General features: G+C 72.0%; 13 protein-coding genes and 1 pseudogene. 2 read left to right on the top strand and 12 right to left on the bottom strand.

All coding sequences use genetic code 11. The annotated features are described in order from the left end of the window. Window positions 1-14 precede the first annotated feature (14 nt). From IXW69_RS06105 to purL, 6 genes and pseudogenes are all read right to left on the bottom strand, one after another. Window positions 15-2,306, bottom strand: coding sequence for a 5'-nucleotidase C-terminal domain-containing protein (locus IXW69_RS06105; protein WP_194785464.1), 2,292 nt, complete (start codon window positions 2,304-2,306; stop codon window positions 15-17). A 213-nt stretch (window positions 2,307-2,519) separates the two neighbouring features. After that, window positions 2,520-3,857, bottom strand: coding sequence for an NADP-specific glutamate dehydrogenase (gene gdhA / locus IXW69_RS06100; protein WP_194785463.1), 1,338 nt, complete (start codon window positions 3,855-3,857; stop codon window positions 2,520-2,522). After that, on the bottom strand, window positions 3,802-4,599 hold the full coding sequence (locus IXW69_RS06095) for an NAD(P)-binding protein (RefSeq protein WP_194785462.1): 798 nt from the start codon (window positions 4,597-4,599) through the stop codon (window positions 3,802-3,804). The genes gdhA and IXW69_RS06095 overlap by 56 nt, the downstream gene beginning before the upstream one ends. 188 nt (window positions 4,600-4,787) lie before the next feature. After that, window positions 4,788-5,408 carry a phosphomethylpyrimidine synthase ThiC gene (locus IXW69_RS12250; protein WP_323745200.1) on the bottom strand — a complete coding sequence of 207 codons (621 nt, stop codon included), beginning with the start codon at window positions 5,406-5,408 and terminating at the stop codon, window positions 4,788-4,790. A gap of 52 nt (window positions 5,409-5,460) precedes the next feature. Beyond that, window positions 5,461-6,417, bottom strand: a pseudogene (locus tag IXW69_RS12245) (phosphomethylpyrimidine synthase ThiC); the annotation flags it as partial. A gap of 339 nt (window positions 6,418-6,756) precedes the next feature. Continuing rightward, a complete protein-coding gene (gene purL, locus IXW69_RS06085; protein WP_194785461.1) occupies window positions 6,757-9,171 on the bottom strand; it encodes a phosphoribosylformylglycinamidine synthase subunit PurL in 2,415 nt (804 codons plus the stop codon). A gap of 175 nt (window positions 9,172-9,346) precedes the next feature. Here purL and IXW69_RS06080 point away from each other — a divergent pair, with 175 nt between their 5' ends. Beyond that, entirely contained in the window at window positions 9,347-10,771 is a 1,425-nt protein-coding gene (locus IXW69_RS06080) for a glycosyltransferase (protein ID WP_194785460.1), read from the top strand. A gap of 899 nt (window positions 10,772-11,670) precedes the next feature. Beyond that, window positions 11,671-11,931, top strand: a complete 261-nt coding sequence (locus tag IXW69_RS06075; RefSeq protein WP_194785459.1) for a hypothetical protein — start codon at window positions 11,671-11,673, stop codon at window positions 11,929-11,931. 92 nt (window positions 11,932-12,023) lie between these two features. Here IXW69_RS06075 and purQ read toward each other — a convergent pair whose 3' ends face one another. The 6 genes from purQ to purD all read right to left on the bottom strand — a co-directional run bounded on the left by purQ (window position 12,024) and on the right by purD (window position 16,801). Then, window positions 12,024-12,719, bottom strand: coding sequence for a phosphoribosylformylglycinamidine synthase subunit PurQ (gene purQ, locus IXW69_RS06070; RefSeq protein ID WP_194785458.1), 696 nt, complete (start codon window positions 12,717-12,719; stop codon window positions 12,024-12,026). After that, window positions 12,716-12,976 (bottom strand): phosphoribosylformylglycinamidine synthase subunit PurS, encoded by a 261-nt coding sequence (gene purS / locus IXW69_RS06065; protein WP_194785457.1) that lies wholly within the window; start codon window positions 12,974-12,976, stop codon window positions 12,716-12,718. Before purS ends, purQ begins: the two co-directional genes overlap by 4 nt. 119 nt (window positions 12,977-13,095) lie before the next feature. Beyond that, window positions 13,096-13,818, bottom strand: coding sequence for a PsbA protein (locus IXW69_RS11590; protein WP_228524881.1), 723 nt, complete (start codon window positions 13,816-13,818; stop codon window positions 13,096-13,098). Beyond that, on the bottom strand, window positions 13,815-14,501 hold the full coding sequence (locus tag IXW69_RS06055) for a hypothetical protein (protein ID WP_194785456.1): 687 nt from the start codon (window positions 14,499-14,501) through the stop codon (window positions 13,815-13,817). Before IXW69_RS06055 ends, IXW69_RS11590 begins: the two co-directional genes overlap by 4 nt. Continuing rightward, entirely contained in the window at window positions 14,498-15,412 is a 915-nt protein-coding gene (locus tag IXW69_RS06050; protein WP_194785455.1) for a phosphoribosylaminoimidazolesuccinocarboxamide synthase, read from the bottom strand. Before IXW69_RS06050 ends, IXW69_RS06055 begins: the two co-directional genes overlap by 4 nt. Window positions 15,413-15,547: 135 nt before the next feature. Beyond that, window positions 15,548-16,801, bottom strand: coding sequence for a phosphoribosylamine--glycine ligase (gene purD / locus IXW69_RS06045; RefSeq protein WP_194785454.1), 1,254 nt, complete (start codon window positions 16,799-16,801; stop codon window positions 15,548-15,550). Window positions 16,802-17,018 lie beyond the last annotated feature (217 nt).

The raw sequence follows: 17,018 nt of genomic DNA, 5'->3' as shown, positions 1-17,018 counted from the left end.
TCATGGGCGGGTGCTCACAGGCCGGGCCAGAGAAGGCCGATCCAGTGGCCGATGTGCCCGATGACGTGCTTGAGGAAGGAGACGAAGCCCTCGACGAAGCCATTGCTACCGGCGCCAGGGGTCGGCCGGACGGTCGGCCACGCGGTGGGCTGGGCCGTCGGTGCGGCGGTCGAGCTCGCGCTCGGCTGCGCAGTGGGCGTGCTCGTGGGCTCGATGGTCGGCGAGGCCGTCGGCTCCGTGGTCGCCGAGTCAGGCACGGGCACCTCAACGGCGTACGTGCCGGTCGTGTCACCACCGTTGCTCGTCACCGCGAGAGTGACCGTGGCGCACAGGGTGATGGTGGACGAGGTCGAGGTCGAGCACGCCTGGGTGGCGGCGTCGGCCGGGAGCGTGAAGGAGAGCGTCGCCTTGCCGGTCTCCGGCAGACCGGCGGTGACGGCGCCGTCGACGTCAGCGGTCGCGAGCGTCATCGTGTCTCCCTCCGTCGTCGGCACCATCGCGGAGACGGACTTCGCCGCGCCGCTCGCGGCCTGCTCCGAGGCCGGGGTGAAGAGGAGCCCGGTGAGGCCGACCGTCGCCTCACCGGTCGCCGAGTCCGTGCTCACCGACTCGCCGACCTGGCGCTTCGTGTATGAGGCGGACAGGGGCTGCTCCGCCTTGAGGTACTCCGCGGTAACGTCACGGTCGAGGAAGCCGGTGTCGCTCATGGTGGCGTCGCCGAGGGTCGTGAAGCTGTCACCGCCGGCGAGGAGGAAGGTGCTCGACGCGACGACGACGCTCGCGGTGTCGGAGAGCTCCTTGCCGTCGATCGTCACCGTGGAGATGACCTTGGCGCGGGCCGCGGCGATCTTGTCCGCGAGGGAGTCAGCGCTGGCCGCTCCGCTCGAGATCTGGGCGAAGTAGCCCTCGAGCTCGGTGGCGGCGTCCTGGTCGACGACGACCTTCACGTTGCTCGAGACGCCGAGCGTGAGGGTGGCACGGGTCGTCGTCGGCTGCCACTGCTCGGCGAGGACCTCCTTGATCTGCGCGCCTGTGTAGGTCGCGTAGGCCATGTCGTTGCCGAAGGGCTGGACCATGTAGGCGTCGCCCGAGGTGAGGTCGCCCGCGGCGAAGTCGGCGCGGACGCCACCGGGGTTCATGAGGCCGATCGTGAAGTCACCGGTCGGCTTGATGTCCTTCGCGATCCAGGACTGGAAGGAGTCGGCGAGGAGGTTCGAGGCGGTCGACTCGGTCGAGCGGTTGGAGCCGGCCGAGGAGGAGTCCGTCGAGCCGTCGTTCGTGCCGCGGTAGAAGGCCGTGTCGAGGGTGGCGATCGTCTTGCTGCCCTCGGTCTCGGCCTGCGAGTCGGCGTCGCTCACGATCGTCGAGACGCCGTAGGCGTCGGTCGTGCAGTCGGACTTCGTGAGGTCGGTGTTGGTCGCGGTCGCGGCGGTCACCTTCTTCGTCGTCGTGTTGACAGTGAGGTCGATGTCGCCGAGCTTGTAGCCGTAGTGGTCGGCCTGGACGATCGGCAGGGGGGAACCGTCAGCGCGCGTGATCGTCTGGGCGTAGGGCAGGTGCGTGTGCCCGCCGAAGACGGCGTCGACGTCGTCGGTGAACTGGCTGCCGTAGATCTCGGCATCCTCGTGGGCGAGCACGACGACGACGTCGGCCTCGCCGGAGTCCTTGAGGGTCTTGGCCTCAGCGTTGGCCGTCTCGATGGAGCTCGTCATCGTGAGGTCGGAGAGGGCGGACTTGGAGACGAGGCTCGGCAGGTCGTCGGTGACGACGCCGATGAAGCCGACCTTGATCCCGTTGACCGTCTTGATGTACGTCCCGTCCCCGTTCCCCTCGGAGCTCAGGACCGAGCTGCCGGTGACGTTGGCGGACAGGACCGGGGCGTCGAGCTCGGGGATGATCCGGTCGGCGAGGTCCGTGATGCCCTGGTCGAACTCGTGGTTGCCGGCCGCCGTGACGTCGAGCTTCATGGCGTTGAGGGCGGCGATCGTCGGCTCGTCGTCGAGGACCGACGAGGTGTAGGCGGAGCCGCCGACGTTGTCCCCGGCGGAGACGAAGAGGGTGCTCGGGTCGGCGGTGCGCGCCTTCTGGACCTCGCAGGCCAGGGTGACGGCGCCCGGCTCCGAGACCGTGCCGTCGGCCGCGACCGAGCGGTCGATGTGACCGTGGAAGTCCGTGATGCCGAGCAGGTTGACGGTGGTGGTGTCGCCCTCGGTGGCGGCGGCCGGGGCAGGGGTCACCGGGAGGACGGCGGCGAGGGCGAGCGTCGCGAGGGCGGCGGTCGCGCGCAGGGGCGGAGTGGTGCGCATGGGGATCCTCTGTGGGGACGGGGTGGTCCCCATCAGGCTAGCCCGGCGCCGTGACCATATCGAGACACTTTTCGACGTGGTCACCGCACGGTTCCTGCGGCGTCGGTCCGGACGCGACGAGGCCGACGCGACCTCTCAGGGCGCCCACCGCGGCCGTCTCCCCCGGGGCGGGCGCACGGCCGCCAGCCAGTGACGCACGTGCGCGCGACCGGGTCAGACGACGCCGTGCGCGATCATCGCATCGGCCACGCGCGTGAAGCCGGCGGCGTTGGCGCCGAGGACGTAGTCCCCCGGGCGTCCGTAGGTCTCAGCCGCCTCGACGCACGAGTCGTGGATGTCCACCATGATCGTGGTGAGTCGGGCCTCAGCGGTCTCAGCGTCCCAGCGGTTCCTGCTGGCGTTCTGCTCCATCTCGAGGGCGGAGGTGGCGACGCCGCCCGCGTTCGAGGCCTTGCCCGGCGCATAGAGGACGCTGGCCTCCTGGAAGGCCTCGATGGCCTCCGGGGTGCAGGGCATGTTGGCCCCCTCGGCGACGACGCTCACACCGTTCCTCAGGAGATCACGAGCGTCGTCGAGTCCGAGCTCGTTCTGCGTGGCGCACGGGAGGGCGACGTCGACGGGCACGGACCAGGGCCTGCCCTCGGTGCGCAGCTCTGCACCGGGCTTGCGCGCGACGTAGTCGGAGACGCGTCCGCGCTCGACCTCCTTGACCTGCTTGAGGAGCTCGAGGTCGATGCCGTCCTCGTCGAGGACCCAGCCGGAGGAGTCGGAGATCGTCACCGGCTTCGCCCCCAGCTGCTGCGCCTTCTCGATGGCGTAGATGGCGACGTTGCCGGCACCGGAGACGGCCACGCGCTTGCCCTCGAGGTCCTGCCCGGTGGTGGCGAGCATGGACTGGGCGAACAGGACGGTGCCGTAGCCGGTGGCCTCGGTGCGGATGAGGGAACCGCCCCAACCGAGCCCCTTGCCGGTGAGGACGCCGGTGTCGTAGCGGTTGGTGATGCGCTTGTACTGGCCGAAGAGGTAGCCGATCTCGCGACCACCGACCCCGATGTCACCGGCGGGGACGTCGGTGTAGGGGCCGACGTGGCGGGAGAGCTCGGTCATGAAGGACTGGCAGAAGCGCATGACCTCGGCGTCGGAGCGGCCGTGCGGGTCGAAGTCGGAACCGCCCTTGCCGCCGCCGATCGCCTGGTTCGTGAGGGCGTTCTTGAAGACCTGCTCGAAGCCCAGGAACTTGATGATCCCGGCGTTGACGCTGGGGTGGAAGCGGAGGCCCCCCTTGTAGGGGCCGAGGGCGGAGCTGAACTCGATGCGGAATCCTCTGTTGACGTGGATCCGGCCGCCGTCGTCGGCCCACGGGACCCGGAACATGATCTGCCGCTCGGGCTCCACGAGCCGCTCGAGGAGGGCGTTGTCGGCGTAGTCGGGGTGCTTGTCGAGGGCGGGGCGCAGTGAGTCGAGCACCTCGCGCACAGCCTGATGGAACTCGGCCTCACCCTGGTTGCGGGCGACAACCTGCTCGAACACGTTCTCGATGACGTCCTGCATGGGGCTTCCTTCGCATGTCGCGCGGGGCCGGGCGCCCCACCGCGATTCCATCATGCCAGGCGTCCCACGGCTCGGACGATTCGTGACCAGTGACCGAGCACTTCGCCCGGCTGACGCGCGAACCGCCGCCTCCCCGTGCCGGGGAGACGGCCGCCCGGGTGCCCCTCACAGGGCCGTCGCCCGCGAGGACGCCCCCCTGACCGCCTCCCCGACCTCTGGGGGCGTCGCGACGAACGGTGTCCGCGCCGTCGGTGGCGCCGCGCGGGGCTGCGCCCTCGGGTATGGGGGCGCCGTGCGCGCCGTCCGGAGCGCGACCGCGGTGGGACGCGGCGCCGTCGGAGAGCCTCAGCGGCTCGGCGGGGACGTCGGTGGAGCGCACGGCGGTGACCCGCACGGGGCGCAGGACGTGCAGCTCGCGCTCGGCCTCGTAGCGCCTGTAGTACTCGGGGACGATGGCGCTGCTGGGCCGGGACTCGTCCATGTGCCCGGCGGGGAAGCGGGGAAGGTCGGCGATGCGGTGGGCCCTGCCGATGGTGAGGGAGTCCCAGCGGTGGCGCCAGGCACCGCCCGGGCCGTCCTCAGCGTCGAGGACGAGAAGGTCCTCGCCGACGACGGCGCCGCGCCGCACGAGCTCGCCGGCCGCGGAGAGACCCGCCTGGCCGGCACCGATGACGATGACGCCGAGGGGGATCTCAGGGGACTGGCCGGGGACGGGGCGCTCGGTCGCGTGTCTTCCGCTCACCGGGCCATGCAACCACGGGTGCCAGGCGGGCGACGGCAGCCCGGAGCGATGCGCCGGCTGCCCCCGCCCAGCAGCACCCCGTCAGCGCGAGTCAGCCCGTTCGGCGCGAGACCGCCGGCTCAAGGGGCTGACTCGCGCCGAACGGGCTGACTCGTCGTCACCGCCGGCGTCCTCGCCGCCGAGTCGTGTCAGCCGACGACGGGCAGGTAGACGCGCGACCCCTCCTCGCGGAACTCGCGCGACTTCTCCGCCATGCCGGCCTCGATCTCCTCGACGGTCTCCATGCCGTTGGCCGCCGCGTAGTCGCGCACGTCCTGGGAGATGCGCATCGAGCAGAACTTCGGACCGCACATCGAGCAGAAGTGCGCCGTCTTGGCGGGCTCGGCGGGCAGGGTCTCGTCGTGGAAGGCGATCGCCGTGTCCGGGTCCAGGGGGAGCGCGAACTGGTCCATCCAGCGGAACTCGAAGCGCGCCCGGCTCATGGCGTCGTCGCGGTCCTGCGCGCCGGGCAGGCCCTTGGCGAGGTCGGCCGCGTGGGCCGCGATCTTGTAGGTGATGACGCCATCCTTGACGTCATCGCGGTCCGGGAGACCCAGGTGCTCCTTGGGCGTGACGTAGCAGAGCATCGCCGTCCCGGCCCGCGCGATCATCGCCGCACCGATCGCCGAGGTGATGTGGTCGTAGCCGGGGGCGATGTCCGTGGTGAGGGGCCCGAGCGTGTAGAAGGGCGCCTCGGCGCACTCGCGCTCCTCCTCGGTGACGTTGACGTCGATCATGCGCATCGGGATGTGCCCGGACCCCTGGATCATGACCTGGACGCCGTGCTCGTGGGCGATGCGGGTGAGACTCACCGAGGGTCCGCAGCTCGGCGAGCTGTGCCTCGTCGTTGGCGTCCGCGATGGAGCCGGGACGCAGGCCGTCGCCCAGGGAGAAGACGACGTCGTAGCGGGCGAGGATGTCGCACAGCTCGGCGAAGCGCTCGTAGAGGAAGGACTCTCGGTGCTCCTGGAGGCACCAGCCCACCATGATGGCGCCACCGCGCGAGACGATGCCGGTGACGCGCTCGGCGGTGAGCGGGATGTAGCGCAGGAGGACCCCGGCGTGGACGGTCATGTAGTCGACGCCCTGCTCGGCCTGCTCGGTGACGGTGTCGCGGTAGATCTCCCAGGTGAGGGCGGTGTGGTCGCCGTTCACCTTCTCCAGCGCCTGGTAGATGGGGACGGTGCCGACGGGGACGGGGCAGTTCCGCAGGACCCACTCGCGCGTGGCGTGGATGTCGGGGCCGGTCGAGAGGTCCATGAGCGTGTCGGCACCCCACCGGGTCGCCCACACCATCTTCTCGACCTCCTCGAAGATGGAGGAGGTGACGGCGGAGTTACCGATGTTGGCGTTGATCTTGACGGCGAAGCGCTTGCCGATGATGGCGGGCTCGAGCTCGGGGTGCTTGGGGTTGGCGGGGATGACGGCCCGTCCGGCGGCGACCTCCTCGCGGACGACCTCGGGGTCGACGTCCTCACGGGCGGCGCAGTAGGCCATCTCGGCCGTGACGACGCCGACGCGCGCCCACGCGAGCTGCGTGCGCACGGGGGTCGAGTCGGTCGGGGAGGCGGGGACGGCGTCGTGCACGGGCCAGTCGGAGCGCACGGGCGGCAGGCCGCGCTCGAGGTCGAGGTGCTCTGCGGCGTCGAGCTCAGTGTAGGGACCGGACGTGTCGTAGACGTCGAGGCGGTCGCCGTTGGTGAGAGTGATGCGGCGTGCGGGCACGTGCAGGAGGACGCCGTCGTGCTCGACGTCGGTGTACCGCTTGCTCGAGCTCATGAGCGGCCCGGTGGTGACCGTGCCCGGCTCGGGCGGCGCGGGCGGACGCAGGGGTGGCGGGCTGGCTGGCGGCCATGGTGTCCCCTCTCCTCAGTCGGCATTACCCGACTGGTGACCGGTCGGCGCTCCGGGGGACGGGCCTCGTGCCCGCTCCACGCCCTCTCAGCCCGTCCGACGGGCTCCCGTGGTGTGCCTCCAGGCTAGTCCGCGAGGCGCCGACGCGCGGCCCGTCGCCAGGAGCACCGCACGCGCGAGTCAGCCCGTTCGGCGCGAGACCGCCCGCTCAGGGGGCTGGCTCGCGCCGAACGGGCTGACTCATCCGTCCAGCGGGGCTGGGACTCAGAAGATCGCGGGCAGGGTGCCCTCGACGCCCGCGCGCAGCTCGTCCAGGTCGAGGACGAGCGGCTGGCCGTCGCCCCCGTCGGCGAGGACGTCGGAGCCGTTGATGACGAGGAGCTCGCCACCGGTGGTGCCGAGGCGGCCCCAGGCGACGTCCTCCGCCTCGGCGGCCGCGGCGACCACGGGCAGCGCGTCCTCGGGGACCGCGATGACGGCGCGGGCGCCGGACTCCGAGAAGAGGGCGGTGAAGTCGTCGACGTCGCCCGGCAGCGCGGACAGGTCGACGCTGGCGCCGACACCCTGGCGCAGGACCCCATCGACGAGGGTCTGAACCAGGCCGCCGGCAGCGAGGTCGTGGGCGGCGCGCACGATGCGTGAGCCGTCGGGCATGTCCGCCTCGGACAGGGCGAGCAGGACGCGGCCGAGGGCCATCTCCTCCTCGAGGTCCACCTTGGGGGGCAGGCCGCCGAGGTGGTCGTGGACGACGCGGGTCCAGGCGGAGCCGTCGAGCTCGTCCTCGGTGGTGCCCAGGGCGATGATGGCGAGGCCCTCCTCGGACCAGCCCGAGGGGTTGGCGCGGCGCACGTCGTCGATGACGCCGAGGACGCAGACGACCGGGGTCGGGTTGATCGAGGAGTCGAGGAGGCCCTTGACGTTGCCGTGCGAGTTGTAGAGGGAGACGTTGCCGCCGGTGACGGGCACGCCCATGACCTTGCAGGCGTCGGCCAGGCCCGTGATGGCCTCGACGAGCTGCCACATGGCGTCGGGGTCCTCCGGGGAGCCGAAGTTGAGGCAGTCGGAGACGGCGAGCGGCTTGGCGCCGACGGTGCACACGTTGCGGTAGGACTCGGCGAGGGCCTGGGCGGCTCCGGTGGCCGGGTCGAGCTTGGTGAAGCGGCCGTTGGCGTCGGTAGCGATCGCGATGCCGCGGCCGGTGGACTCGTCGACGCGGATGACGCCGGCGTCGTCGGGCTGGGCGAGGCCGGTGTTGCCGCGCACGAAGCGGTCGTACTGGTTGGTGACCCAGGCCGGGGAGGCCTGGTTGACGCTGGTGACGACGGCGGTGACCTGCTCGGCGAGGGCCTCCTTGGTCTCGGGGCGCTCGAGGCTCTCCGAGGTGTCGGCCTGGAGGTCGTCCTGCCAGGAGGGGCGGGCGTAGGGGCGGTCGTAGGTGGGGCCCTCGTGGGCGACGGTCTTGGGGTCGACGTCGACGATGCGCTCGCCGAAGTGGTCGATGGTGAGGCGGCCGGAGCCGTTGACCTCGCCGATGACGGCGGCCTCGACGTCCCACTTGTCGATGACGGCCATGAAGTCGTCGAGCTTGTCCGGGGAGACGACGGCCATCATGCGCTCCTGGGACTCGCTCATGAGGATCTCACCGGCGGTCAGCGACGGGTCGCGCAGGAGGACGTTCTCAAGGTCGACGTGCATGCCGCCGTCGCCGTTGGAGGCGAGCTCGCTGGTGGCGCAGGAGATGCCGGCGGCACCGAGGTCCTGGATGCCGAGGACGAGGTCCTCCTTGAACAGGTCGAGGCAGCACTCGATGAGGACCTTCTCCATGAAGGGGTCACCCACCTGGACGCTGGGCCGCTTGGCCGGCATGCCGTCCTCGAAGGACTCCGAGGCGAGGATGGAGGCGCCGCCGATGCCGTCGCCGCCGGTGCGTGCGCCGAAGAGGACGACCTTGTTGCCGGCGCCGGAGGCGTTGGCGAGGTGGATGTCGTCGTGGCGCAGGACGCCGACGCACAGGGCGTTGACAAGGGGGTTCTCCTGGTAGGAGGGGTCGAACTCGGTCTCGCCGCCGATGTTGGGCAGGCCGAGGCAGTTGCCGTAGCCGCCGACGCCGGCGACGACGCCGTGGACGACGCGCTGCGTGTCGGGGTGGTCGGCGGCGCCGAAGCGCAGCTGGTCCATGACGGCCACCGGGCGGGCGCCCATCGAGATGATGTCGCGGACGATGCCGCCGACGCCGGTGGCCGCGCCCTGGTAGGGCTCGACGAAGCTGGGGTGGTTGTGGGACTCGACCTTGTAGGTGACGGCCCATCCGTCGCCGATGTCGACGACGCCGGCGTTCTCGCCCATGCCGACGAGGAGGTGCTCCTTCATCTCGGGCGTGACCTTCTGGCCGAACTGCTTGAGGTGGATCTTGCTCGACTTGTAGGAGCAGTGCTCGGACCACATGACCGAGTACATGGCGAGCTCGGCGTTGGTGGGACGGCGGCCGAGGAGCTCCTTGATGGAGGCGTACTCGTCGTCCTTGAGGCCGAGCTCCTTGTAGGGCATCTCCTGGTCCGGGGTGCCGGCGGCGTCCTGGACGGTGTCGGGGTGCTCGACGGGGACAGGCTGCGCCTTCGGGATCTGCGTCGTCTCGCCGGCGGCGTCGGTGGTGGACGGCTGCGCGCTCTCAGCGACCATGGGTGCTCCTGTGTGAGGACGGAGGGGGACCGCCTTGAAGGATACCCGCGCCCGGCTGGGCGGTGACCGCCCCGTCCGCGCTCGGGGCAGGCTGCTCCGCGCGTCGAGAGGACGAGGGGGACGACGCACCAGCGATAGTGCTGCACCTCACACGAAAAGGGGGCAGGATCGGTCCATGAGAACGATCGACGTCGCACCGCTGCCCCTGTCGGATCTCGAGAGTCACCTCGATGAGCTCGCCGTCCGCCGTCTCCACGACGGGGTCGAGGCCGCGCACGGCCTGCTCGAGGGGCGCACCGTGTGGACGGTGACCCCCTCGGCCGCGCCGGGCTCGGGCCCCGCGGAGACCGTCGCCCCGCTGGTCGGCTACGCCCGCGGGCTCGACGTCGACGCCCGCTGGCTCGCCCTGGACGCCCCGGCCGACTTCGTCACGCTGGCCGCCCGCCTGCACGCCGGGATCCACGGCTCGGAGGGGGACGGCGGCCGCCTCGGCGAGAAGCAGCGCGACCTGTACGAGCACGTCCTCGCCTCCAACGCCGAGAACGTGCTCGACGAGGTCCGCGAGGGCGACGTCGTCATCCTCCACGACCCGTCGACGGCAGGCCTGGCCAGGGCCTTCCACCAGGCCGGGGCGACGGTCGTGTGGCGATGCCACGCGGGCGTCGCGGAGGCGGGCGAGGCCGGGCAGCGCGTCTGGGCCTTCCTTGACCGCTACCTCGAGGACGTCGACCTCGTCGTCGTCTCGCGGCCCGAGTACCGACCGCCGTACATCGAGGAGGAGCGCTGCGCCGTCGTCCGCCCCTCCATCAACCCCGACTCACCCAAGAACCGACCCCTGGACCGCGACGAGGCCTGGGCGGTCGTGCGCCTGGCGGGGATCGCGGACGGCGAGGCTCCCTTCGACGCCGTCCCGCTCCTGCGCGACGACGGTCGCCCGGACGCCTTCCGCGGCCTCGAGGACGAGGCCGTGCTCGCCGACGGACCGGTTCCGCTCGGCGCACGGCTCGTGACGCAGGTGCAGCGCTGGGACCGCCTCAAGGGCGGACTCGAGCTCGTCGAGGCATTCGCCTCGCAGGCCGGCAGCCTGCCGGAGGACGTTCACCTGCTCCTGGCCGGGCCGGCCGTCGACCCCGAGCGCGAGCCCGGGGCGGCCGCGGTGCTGCGGGAGGTGCTGGAGCGGGTGGAGACGCTGCCGCCGTCGGTGGTGGCGCGCGTCCACGTCCTCGGCATCCCGACGGCGGACCGCGAGGTCAACGCGACCGTCGTCAACGCGGTCCAGCGCGTGAGCGACGTCGTGACGCAGCGCTCCCAGGTCGAGGCCTTCGGGCTGACGGTCGCGGAGGCGATGTGGAAGAAGGCGCCCGTGGTGGCGAGCGCGGTCGGCGGGATCGTCGACCAGGTCGAGGACGGCGTCGACGGCGTCCTCGTCGCCCCGGATGACGCCAGGGCGTGGGCGGAGGCGGTCAGGGACCTGCTCCTGCTGTCGGAGAGAGCGACGGAGATGGGGCTGGCGGCGCACGAGGCCGTGCGCCGTGAGTACCTGCCGGACCGGCACCTCATCGAGGTGGTCGACGTCATCGGAAGGGCTGCCGAGACCTGATCGTCCGGAGCGACCGAGCCCGGCACGCAGGAGGACCGCGCCACGCCGACGAGGTTTTCCACAGACTGAACCCACAGCCTTGTGCACAGCAGTGCGGAAGCGCGCGATGACGCGATTCGCCCTGTGGCTACCGACCGGAGCGCTCCCGTGCCACCCGCGTGCGTGCAACTTCGTGTCGGCCGGGTTGCGAGATCGCGTCCGATAGACCGACACGAGGAACGACGTCAAATCGTTGATATTTCGGGCATCTTGCGGAGATCTCTTCGGGGCTTCACACCCCGGATCCGCACGAGAGCGCGGTTTTCTGCCTCAATCCGAACGCTCCGGGCCGACCGGACGTCAGCACGGGAGGATCCGAAATTCACCCTTTCGTGACCTTTCCCGCACATCGTTATCCACAGCCGCACCCCTCACATCTGTGGACAGAAGGAGGGCGTGTTCCGGGTGCGGCACGAGGCCGATGACGTCGGCCAACGCCGCCCGCTCGAAGGGGCACGATGAATCGGGTACGATGACCACCGTCATTGACGTGAGCAACGAGCTACTTTGGATCGTGGTCGACCGCCCTCGTGGACACATCATGGAGAAGCACAGAGCAGTGCCGTCGTCCATGCAGTGGAAGTCGCTCCCGCACCTGCACCGACAGGAGCCATCGTGACACGTGCGAGCTCAGCTCGAGTCGCAACGGCGATGAACAGCGTGACCGCCCTGAAGAAGACGGTCACGCCTATCGGAGCCATCAGTCCCACACTCGCTCCGGCTCGGAACGGCTCCCAGCACAAGCGGTACGGCGCTGCAGTCGAGCGGACACTCAAGGCATTCATGGACCAGGGTAAGAGCGCACTCTTCGGCGCCCTGGGAATTGGCGGTTGCTACGACGCGTACACGGAGTTGCGCCGATGATCGGGGGCCTGCTGATCGGCGTCACGGCGATGGCGGTGGCGTCCGTCGCGCGCTCGATGATCCGCGGCCGGGGCGGAAGGGGCGAGCTGCTGCGGAACGCGGTCTCCGTCTGCGGAGTGGTCCCCTTGGCTCTCATGTGCGTGCGCGGTGCGCTCACGACGGGCTGGACGGCACTCGGCATCGTGTTGGGAATCATTCTGAGCACGGTCATCCAGCTCGTCCTCGATCGACTGCGGTCTCAGTCGTCTGAAGCCTGAGTCCGGCTCAGCGCCGCGCCAACGCGGCCCACGCGACAGGGCCGCCGCCTCCGAGAGGGAGGCGGCGGCCCTGATCGTGATCGCTGCCGGGCTCAGGCGCTCACGAGGGAGCTGATCGCGGACTGGAAAAGCCGCAGGCCGTCGGTGCCGGTGCGGGGGCCGGCGGCGGAGTCCGGGCCGAAGCCGGGCTCGACGGCGTGCTCGGGGTGCGGCATGAGGCCGACGACGTTGCCGCGCTCGTTGCGGACGCCGGCGATGTCGTTCGCGGAGCCGTTGGGGTTGTCGAGGTAGCGGAAGACGATGCGCCCCTCGCCCTCGAGACGCTCGAGCTCGGCCGGGGAGGCGATGAAGTTGCCCTCGCCGTTCTTGAGCGGAACGGTGATCTCCGCGCCGTCCTCGAACAGGCTGGTCCAGGCGGTCGTGGTCGACTCGACGCGCAGACGCTGCTCGCGGCAGATGAACTTCTGCTGCTCGTTGCGGATGAGGGCTCCGGGCAGGAGATGGGCCTCGGCGAGGATCTGGAAGCCGTTGCAGATGCCGAGGACGGGCATGCCCTTGCCGGCGGCCTCGACGACCTCGGTCATGACGGGGGCGAAGCGGGCGATGGCGCCGCAGCGCAGGTAGTCGCCGTAGGAGAAGCCTCCGGGGACGACGACGGCGTCGACGCCGTGGAGGTCGGCGTCCTTGTGCCACACGGAGACCGGCTCGGCCCCGGCGAGGCGGACGGCGCGCAGGGCGTCGACGTCGTCGAGGGTGCCGGGGAAGGTGATGACGCCGATGCGGGTCACGCCTGCGCTCCCTCGCCCGCGCGCACGGAGATGACGTCCTCGATGATGGGGTTCGACAGCAGGGTCTCCGCGGCCTTGGCGGCGGCGTCGAGGTCCTCCTGCGTGACCTCCCCGTCCACCGTCAGCTCGAAGCGGCGCCCCTGGCGCACGGAGGTGAACTGGTCGAATCCGAGTCGCGGGAGGCTTCCCACGACCGCCTTGCCCTGCGGGTCAAGGATCTCCGGCTTGGGCATGACCTCGACGACGATGCGTCCCATCGGTCCTCCTGGGTTGTCTGGGGAGAGGAAGGTCCGCGCACAGGGTACCCGCTCACTGACGGCGAGACCCCACGGTCTCAGGCCCCGACCGGAGGCGGCCAGGGAGCCCGCCCGCCTGGTCAGACGTGCCCGAGCCAGTCCCCGGCGAGACGGATCGCGAGGGTCCCGCCGACGGCGAGGGCGGCGGTCCCGAGCAGCCAGGCGGGGCCGAGGACGAGGGCGACGACGGCGCAGACGACGGCCCCGGCGAGCATGAAGCCACCGATGGCGCCGGCGACCCCGGCAGGAGCCTGTCGGGAGGTGTCGAGGGTCGAGGTGCCCATGACGTGGACGGGGGCAGGCAGGCCGTCCCGGGCGGAGCGGTCCTCGGTGAGGCCGGCGAGCGCGTCGACCTCGCGCGGGGTCCAGCGCTCGGACTCGCGTGCGACGGGTGTGCCGCCCGCCCAGGCGAGGTACCCGGCGGCCGAGACGAGGCCGGCACCACCGAGGACGACGACGAGCCACGGCGGGACCCAGGGGTGGCCGGCGTCGGCGGCGGTGGCGAGGTTCATGGCGGACCAGGTGGCCAGCACGAGGCCGAGGAGCGCGTAGAGGACGCCGGTGAGGCGCTGGCGCCGAAGGGCGGCGGGCCAGGGCGTGCAGGCGCGCTGGCCCGGGGTCGGCTCCGGCTCGGGGCCCCCGCGACCGACGCCCCAGTCGACCTCGGGCTCAGCCGGGGCGGAGGCGCCTGCCGCGCGCGCGGTGCTCGGACCGTCCGTGCTGGGACGGGGCGCGCCCGTCCCCCAGTCGACGGGCTCGTGCTCCTGGGAGGGGCGGCTCTGGCGGCCGATCGGCGGCGTCACCGGATCACCTGCCCGAGGACGCTGGCGAGGCCGAGGGCGACGAGGACGAAGCCCACGCAGCCGCCGAGCAGCTGGAGCACGCGCATGAGCCCCTCCCCCGCGCTCGTGCCGGCGAGGCGCTCGTCGGCGGCGATGCCGAGGCGGCTCGATGCCAGGATCGTCGAGACCGGCCCGGTGACGACGTCGCGTGTGGTGAGCTCGCGCCGCCCGGTCGAGGGCGGGAGGCTGAGGTCCGTACCGAGGACGGGGCGCACGAGGTCCGTGCCGGGGGCCGGGCGGGACGCAGTGGCACCGCGGCCGGCCGCCCTGCCGCGCGGCGAGGCGTCGGCCGGACGCGGGGCGCTGGAGGCGCCGTCGGCGTCGTCCCCCTCAGCCCGACGCCGCTGGGCCGCGACGGCGCGGTTGCGCTCGAGGCGCAGGCGCGGGGCGTTGACGACGAGGGAGCGTGCGGGGACCCGGAGCCAGGCGATGAGCCCGCCGCCGAGGATGACGAGGGCGATCCCGCCGAGGACTGCCGATGCGCCCTTGGCCCCGAGCGAGGCGGTGACGGCCGCGGCGAGGGCGAGCACGATGACGAGCAGGACGCCGGCTCCGACCACGATGAGGCCGGGGCCCGGCGTGAACCGGCGCTGCGTCGTCGGCGCCCCGTGGGGTGCGGGGCCGTCACCCGCCGGCGTGCTCACAGCGCGAGGGGCGAGCCGGTGAGGCGCTCGTAGGCCTCGAGGTAGCGGGCGCGCGTACGCTCGACGACCTCGGTGGGCAGGGCGGGGGGCTCGGCGTCACCGTGGCGGTCCCAGCCGGACTCCTCGGTGAGCCAGTCGCGGACGAACTGCTTGTCGTAGGAGGGGGTCACCTCGCCGGGGACCCACTCGGTGGCGGGCCAGAAGCGCGAGGAGTCCGGGGTGAGGACCTCGTCGCCCAGGACGACCCGTCCGGAGTCGTCCGTGCCGAACTCGAACTTGGTGTCCGCGAGGATGATGCCGCGCTCGCGCGCGATCTCCGCGGCCCGGGAGTAGAGGCGCACGGTGATCTCGCGCAGGGCGGCCGCGGGGCGGTCCCCGATCATCTCCTTGACGCGCTCGAGGGAGACGTTCTCGTCGTGGTCGCCGAGCTCGGCCTTGGCGGCGGGCGTGAAGATCGGGCGCGGGAGGCGGGACGCCTCGGTGAGGCCGTCCGGCAGGGCGACGCCGCAGACCTCACCGCCGGCGCGGTACTCGACGAGCCCGGAGCCGGTGAGGTAGCCGCGGGCGACGCACTCGACGGGGTACATGTCGAGGCGCTCGCAGACCATGGCGCGGCCGGCGACCTGCTCAGGCACGTCCATGGAGACGAGGTGGTTGGGGACGACGTCGGCGAGCTGCTCGAACCACCAGGCGCTCAGGGCGGTGAGGACCTTGCCCTTGTCCGGGATCTCGGTGGAGAGGATGTGGTCGTAGGCGCTGATGCGGTCCGAGGCGACGACGAGGAGGACGTCCTTGCCCTCCCAGTCTCCGCCGGCGGCGGGCCGGTAGACGTCGCGGACCTTGCCGGAGGAGACGTGCTCCCAGCCGGGGACCTCAGGGGCAGGGGGGATGACGGGCTTGCTCGCGCTCATGGCCCCATCCTGCCACCGGACTGTGACACGCATCGCCAGCGGTCCGAGTGCCGTGACCGGTCCCAGCAAGGCGAAGGGCGTGACCCCGGCCGGTCGTCGGTGGGGCCACGCCCTCGTGAGCGCCGGGCCGTGGTCTCAGCGACCGAGCGCGATGTCGGTGCGGTGCTGGGAGCCCTCGAGGTGGATGCGGGACAGGCCCTCGTAGGCCCGCTCGCGCGCGGCCTGGACGGAGTCGCCGAGCGCGACGACCGACAGGACGCGGCCACCGGTCGCGATGAGGTTCCCGTCGTCGTCGATGCCGGTGCCGGCGTGGAGGACGTGGACGCCCTCGACCTGCTCGGCCTCCTCCACGCCGGTGATGACGCCGCCGGTGGTGACGGCACCCGGGTAGCCGGGGGCGGCGAGGACGACGTCGACGGCGGCCTGGTCCGCCCAGGTGGGAGCCGGGACCTCGTCCAGGCTCCCGGTGGCGGCGGCGAGCAGGAGCTCGGGGAGGGAGGAGGTGAGGCGCGCGAGGACGGCCTGGGTCTCCGGATCGCCGAAACGGACGTTGAACTCGACGACGCGGGTGCCCTTGCTGGTGAGGGCGACGCCGCAGTAGAGGAGGCCGGAGAAGGGGGTGCCGCGGCGGGCCATCTCGTCGACGACGGGCTGGGCGACGTCGCGGACGACCTCCTCCGTGAGGCCCTCGGGGGCCCAGGTCAGCGGGGTGTAGGCACCCATGCCGCCGGTGTTGGGGCCCTCGTCGCCGTCGCCGAGGCGCTTGAAGTCCTGGGCGGGCGCGAGAGGGCGGACGGTGGCGCCGTCGCAGACGCAGAACAGGGAGACCTCGGGGCCGTCGAGGAAGTCCTCGATGACGACGCGGCCACCCTCCTTGTCGAGGCAGGCGCGGCCGTGGTCGAGGGCGGCGGCGCGGTCGGAGGTGACGACGACGCCCTTGCCCGCAGCGAGTCCGTCCTCCTTGACGACGTAGGGGGCGCCGAAGCGGTCGAGGGCGGCGGTGAGCTGCTCCTCGGTGTCGCAGACGGCGGCCTCGGCGGTGGGGACGCCGGCGGCCTCCATGACCTCCTTGGCGAAGGCCTTCGAGCCCTCGAGGCGGGCGGCCTCGACACCCGGGCCGAAGACGGGGATCCCGGCGTCGCGCACGGCGTCGGCGACACCGGCGACGAGCGGCGCCTCGGGGCCGACGACGACGAGGTCCGCCTCCATCTCGGTGGCGAGGGAGACGACCGCGGCGGGGTCGGAGGCGTCGGCCTTGAGGTTCGTGGCGACGGCCGCGGTACCGGGGTTGCCGGGGGCGACGACGAGCTCGGTGGTGGTGGGATCGGCGGCGAGGGCGCGGGCCAGGGCGTGCTCGCGCGCGCCGGACCCGAGAAGCAGGATCTTCACGGGATCAGCGTAGCGGGACTGCGCGTCGCCCGGCGCGGGTGACTGCCGCACGACCGACGGCGAGCCCCCGGTGCCCTCGCAGCCGTCGGTGAGGAGGCAGTCTCTCATCACCTGCCCGCTCCACTCCCCGTGGCGGTCCCGCTGGGAGCGCGTCATCCCTCGGAAACGCGGGAAGCACGACGGCAACCTCGCGCGAACACGCCCGTGACCGGCGTCT

This window comes from Actinomyces haliotis (assembly GCF_015355765.1).
Taxonomy (GTDB): domain Bacteria; phylum Actinomycetota; class Actinomycetes; order Actinomycetales; family Actinomycetaceae; genus Actinomyces; species Actinomyces haliotis.
This window is presented reverse-complemented; position numbering and strand designations above follow the sequence as displayed.